2 protein-coding genes and 1 pseudogene are annotated in these 3,788 nt (G+C 33.6%); all 3 read right to left on the bottom strand.

The features are described from left to right. A pseudogene (locus ACTG3Y_RS13240) lies at positions 1-1,372 on the bottom strand (PD-(D/E)XK nuclease family protein); the annotation flags it as partial. A 66-nt stretch (positions 1,373-1,438) separates the two neighbouring features. Further along, a complete protein-coding gene (locus ACTG3Y_RS13235; protein ID WP_439153395.1) occupies positions 1,439-2,842 on the bottom strand; it encodes an OmpA family protein in 1,404 nt (467 codons plus the stop codon). Positions 2,843-2,966: 124 nt separating this feature from the next. Then, positions 2,967-3,788, bottom strand: an 822-nt coding sequence (locus tag ACTG3Y_RS13230) for a glycine C-acetyltransferase (protein WP_439153394.1), incomplete at its 5' end; no start/stop codon positions are given.

The following is a 3,788-nucleotide window of genomic DNA, read 5'->3' as shown; positions in this document are numbered from 1 at the left end:
ATAAATACTCTAGCTCTAATCGATTAACCTGACTGTTAGACTTAAGTCTAACTTTTATTTTTAGAATAATTTCAGAGCAATGCTTTAAGGCTAAACTAGGAGTATTATTCCAGGATTGAAATAATAATTCAACAATGTTTTGAGATGATTTGGATATTTCCTTTAATTCCTCAACACTAAGGTATACTAAATTATTTTTTTGAATATAATCTACCAATAGGGTACTATTATTTTGTTTATTAGTTTGAAATAGCAGATGTATTAATGGATGAGAAATAATACTTATGACATCTTTAAAATAGTACTTGTTTGAATTGTTTTTATGTATGTAAAATAGCTGTTCGAAGAGTGAAGCTAAAGGTACATACCTTAAGGGTAAGCCCATTGTTACATTGAGTCTTTCTACTGAATTTGGAAGTGAATTTAAAACAGGAATAAGTAGATTCTCTTCTCCTAAAACTACCGCAACGTTAGAAAAGCTAGGGTTCGTTTTACCAATAGAATCTAAGATATCTCCGATGTGTTTAGCCTGACCAATAAGTTTTGGAGTGCCAATAACTTCAATATGTTTCTGTTCTGTATAATGATTAGTCAGCCAGTTAAAAGGACGATTTTTAAAATAGTTCCACGTTGTTCTATGTTCTCTTATAAAAAGACCCGCGTCATGAATATTGTCGTTTATAAATGATTCATCTATGTCCCAATAAATATGAGCCATATCATTTTGTAACAAGCCTTGTATAATTCTAGATTCTGCTTCGTTTAGAGCATTAAAACCAAGAAAAACATGTATTTTATCAGAATTACTTTGTATGTACGTTTCAAGATTTTCTGATGCTTCTCTATAAATTAAGCCTTGATAACCTAAGCCATTTTGTAATAAATCATCTGTGAATGAAAGGTAGTAAGTTTTAAGCTGTTTCCAGAATCTTAAATGGTTTTTAACTAAATCTGTTTGTTCTGATTCTAACGACCAATGCGTAAGTTCTTTAATGGCTTTTAGATAGTCAAATATATGTTCATGAGAAATAAGATATCTATCAATTTCGTTAAAGTCTTGTAATAGGATTTGCGCCCATTTTGAAAAGGAATCAAATGGTTCTTGCTCAGTCTCTTTAGTAATCTTTTTGTAAGACGTGTAAAGTCGAAATAAAAGATCAGTATTTGGAATATTTTTGAGTCCAGACAGCTCTTCTACAAATTCTTCAATACTAAGAATATGAGGTGAAAATACAGGTTGATCTAGTAAGGATGAAAGCTGATTTTTAAGAAATACACCTGCTCTTTTACTAGGAAGAATAAACTGTAAATCTTCAAAATTCAAGTTTTTTTCTTTAAGATCTTCTAGTACAGTCTTGATGAAACTTCTCATTATATAAAAATAAAAAACGCTCCGATATTCGGAGCGTTTTTTATTATTTTATTGTGTTATTTTTAATTAGTTTGATTTAACTAAATTAACCTCAACACGTCTATTTTCTTTTCTACCTGCTCTAGTTTTATTAGTAGCTATAGGATTATCTTCACCAAAACCTTTTGCAGTTAATCTGTCAGCAGCAATACCGTTAGCGATTAAGTAATCTCTAACTGCATTAGCTCTTCTTTCAGATAATGCTTGGTTCATTGATGCAGAACCAGAACTGTCAGTATGACCACCTATAGTAAACTGGGCTTGTGGATATTCTTTGAAAATAACAACCATTGCTTGTAAAACTTGGTCAGTTTCTTTCTTAAACGATGCCTTACCAGTATCGAATAAAATATCTCTAGCATAAGTGTTTAAAGAATTTACAACATCTGTCGGAGGATCGAGTACTGGACATCCATTGTTTGAAACTTCACCAGCTTCGTTAGGACATTTATCATCTTTGTCTAATACACCATCACCATCAGTATCTGGCCAAGGACAACCGTTGTTTGCAGCAGGACCTGATTCGTTAGTACAGTTATCATCATCATCAGCAACACCGTCACCATCAGCATCTGGACAACCCATTAATGCTTTTAAACCAGCTACAGTAGGACACTTATCATCTTTGTCCATTACACCATCACCATCACCATCAGGACATCCGTTGAATTCTGCTAAACCAGCAACGTTAGGACAATCATCTTTAGAATCTTGAATGCCGTCGTTATCAGAATCTGGACAACCATTAAAGATTTCTAAACCAGCCTCTTCAGGACAAGCGTCGTCTTGATCGTAGATACCATCATTATCAGTATCAGTACCACCAAACTTAAGAACTATACCAACAGAATGTTGGAAATGTTTTGGTAAATAATCTTCGAATGCATGCTTATATGTAGACTGCGCCTCAACACCAAATTTCTCAGAAATCCAATACTTAATTCCTAAAGTTCCATTTAATGTTCCAGCACCTATATCATCTAACCAAGTGTAACCACCACCAACACCTAAGAAAGGATCGAATTTGTTAGAGTTAATTAGGTTTTTGAAACTGTAAGAAACCATTCCATCTAATGCATAATACGTTAAATCATTAACCTCATTAGTCACTTCTTCGTCAATTTGTGAGTCGTAAAACGATCCAAATTTTGTTATTTTGTTTATTGATCCACCAGCAGTGAACGTAAATCCATCACTTAAATATCTAGATACAGTAATTCTAGAAATTGTTGGCATAATATTCCAATGATCTGTTACGTTGAAGTACTCATCAAAATAGTCACCTTGTGGTGCGTCTTCCCCAACAGGATATGGATCGACCGCATTAACTCCAAGGCCAATAGCCCATGGATTGTTTTTATCTTGCGCATTTGAAGTGCTAAATGATACTAGAAGCACTGTAACAAAAAGTAATCTGCTAAGATTTTTCATATTCTAATTAATTTTAATTTTAAGTGTTAATTGTTGGCAAAAGTAAGTTGTTAAATTTTATTAACAAAGACAAATATAAAAAAATAATGTTATATCGCCCTAAAATAGTGAGTTTGTAATGAATTTAAATAATTTCTAGTTGTTTGCCTACTTTTATAAAAGCAGAAATAGCTTTATCTAATTGTTCTTTGGTGTGAGCTGCAGAGAGCTGAACCCTTATCCTGGCTTTATCTTTAGGTACTACAGGGTAGAAGAACCCTATGACATAAACACCTATTTCAAGCAGCATATTTGCCATAGTTTGTGAGAGCTTAGCATCATATAGCATTACAGGTACAATTGCAGAGTCTCCATCAATAATATCGAAGCCAGCTTCTTTCAGTCCTTTTTTAAAGTATTTGGTATTCCAATCTAATTTATCCCTCAGGCTCGTATCGTTTTTTAGCATATCAAAAACTTTAATTGAAGCACCAACAATTGCTGGCGCTAAAGAGTTTGAGAATAAATACGGTCTAGAGCGTTGTCTTAATATTTCTATAATCTCCTTTTTAGCTGTGGTATAACCACCCATAGCGCCACCCATGGCTTTTCCTAGAGTACCAGTAATAATGTCAATTCTTCCTAAAACTCCCTTTTCTTCTAAAGTACCAATTCCAGTTTCTCCTATAAAACCTGTGGCATGGCATTCATCAATCATAACCATGGCGTCGTATTTATCTGCTAAATCACATATCTTATCTAACGGAGCCACTAAACCATCCATTGAAAAGACACCGTCTGTCACTATAATTTTGAATCGTGCACCATTTTCATTAGCAGCAACGAGTTGTTTCTCTAGGTCAGCCATGTCATCATTATTGTAACGATATCTGGCCGCTTTACATAATCTTACTCCATCTATAATGGAAGCATGATTAAGTGAATCTGAAATTATAGCATCTTCTTT

Source organism: Winogradskyella sp. (genome assembly GCF_965656915.1).
GTDB lineage: Bacteria > Bacteroidota > Bacteroidia > Flavobacteriales > Flavobacteriaceae > Winogradskyella.
This window is presented reverse-complemented; position numbering and strand designations above follow the sequence as displayed.

Excerpts from the sequence above, each read along its gene's own strand:
- ACTG3Y_RS13235 (WP_439153395.1), bottom strand. The coding sequence starts at position 2,842 with ATGAAAAATCTTAGCAGATTACTTTTTGTTACAGTGCTTCTAGTATCA.